General features: G+C 34.5%; 2 protein-coding genes. One reads left to right on the top strand and one right to left on the bottom strand.

What is annotated here, in order from left to right; translation table 11 throughout:
* Positions 1-128 precede the first annotated feature (128 nt).
* The gene (locus JUF21_RS11890) at positions 129-464 is read left to right on the top strand and encodes a hypothetical protein (protein WP_057707479.1); all 336 of its coding nucleotides are present in this window, start codon (positions 129-131) and stop codon (positions 462-464) included.
* 875 nt (positions 465-1,339) lie between these two features.
* Here JUF21_RS11890 and JUF21_RS11885 read toward each other — a convergent pair.
* On the bottom strand, positions 1,340-1,540 hold a 201-nt coding region (locus JUF21_RS11885; RefSeq protein ID WP_203664865.1), incomplete at its 5' end, for an IS30 family transposase.

The following is a 1,540-nucleotide window of genomic DNA, read 5'->3' as shown; positions in this document are numbered from 1 at the left end:
CACGCAAGGTCTTAGGCTGGAAGACGCCATCAGAAGTCTTCATGGGTAAAAAGTTGCACTTGAGTTGACAATTCGTCGAATCAATTACTGCATATGTAGGTAATAAAGGGCAATTTGGAAGGGAAGATTTGGTTGACGATTTGGATGCACTTAACGTTTACAGTACAATCCATTCGCAAAACAACCAAACTATATCCAAAATTATTAAAACTTATTACACCGGTAATGAAAGCTCCGTTCGCTTTAATTCTTACCTAAGTAATCGTTTTGATGATGACCTTGATTCACTACAGAACGACACATATACTCTTTTAAAAGGTGGTACAGGTTCATGGGGTGCAGCTTATAAAACCGCTTTATTGGCTTTTAAAAAGTTTAAATTACAAAAATATCCTTCTTATACTGACAGTGAAGCAAAGGACGCCGCTAAAGCTTTTCGCAAGTTAATTGAACAAAACGCATAGAAAGTAATAAGCAAAATGATAAACTATATATATTAGTTTATCATTTTACTTATTTTAGTTTTTTACTTTTATCTAAAAAATAGAAAGAGGTGCTAAATCAGCCTTGTACTCATGGTTAATAGTAATATTAGTTGTTTTTTTTCTCATAACAATTGATTTTTTATATTTATGTGACCATATAAATGATACTATCATTGAAAATGGCTATTTTAAAAACATTCTTACAATTATTATTTCAATTTTATCTAGTTGGTTCATCTCTAAATATTTGGGCCCTTTTTTTCTAAATTTCACTTCAGAAGTTGGAGTTACCAATTCATTCGGCTTTATATTAATAATTGTTGCATTAATAGGCTTTTCACTCCTATTCAACGCTGCAAGGCATGACATTGTAACTAGGAAAAAAACTGTACAGCAGGCTCAAAAAAAATACTTCAGACACAATCAAGTCCTAACTTTTTCTATGGTTCATTACGTAATCGGAATAAGTAGTGTTGTAATAGTTAATAGCATTGTATATTTACCAATCTTCCTCGACTTTTTAATTCCGATTCCCAAAAGTTACCCTGGTAACGTTGAAAAAATTGAACTCCAAGAATTCATTACTTTTATTATTACTCTTGTAATGCCTTTTTTAATCATAGTTTTTACCCCCTTTTCTTTGAAAAAATTACTCTCCCATTTCAATAAATAGGGTCCATTATCTAGTATAGACCCTATATATTCATAGCCCCTTTCTGTTTGGTGTTAAAGTATTAGTCATCGATGTCATGCACTATCTTGTTTAGCTCCGTTTTGATGGAACTGGAAATATTTCCTCAATTTTCAAGTCAAGTGCAACGATGATAACGAATTCTTGATAGTGGTCTAGGCTGTTACGCCATGCATCGGTAGTAATCGCATGGGCGAAGATAGTTCAGAATACGTCTGGGACGATGGTTCAGTGCGGATTGGACTGCTTGAATTTCAACCAGGGTAACTGCTCTGAGAGACTTCCCTTTCGGGAAGAATTCCCTAAGCAGTCCATTGGCGTTCTCGTTTGTGCCACGCTCCCAAGGCGAGTACGGATGAGCAAA

The sequence above is a fragment of the Lacticaseibacillus sp. 53-4 genome, assembly GCF_016861805.1.
GTDB lineage: Bacteria > Bacillota > Bacilli > Lactobacillales > Lactobacillaceae > Lacticaseibacillus.
This window is presented reverse-complemented; position numbering and strand designations above follow the sequence as displayed.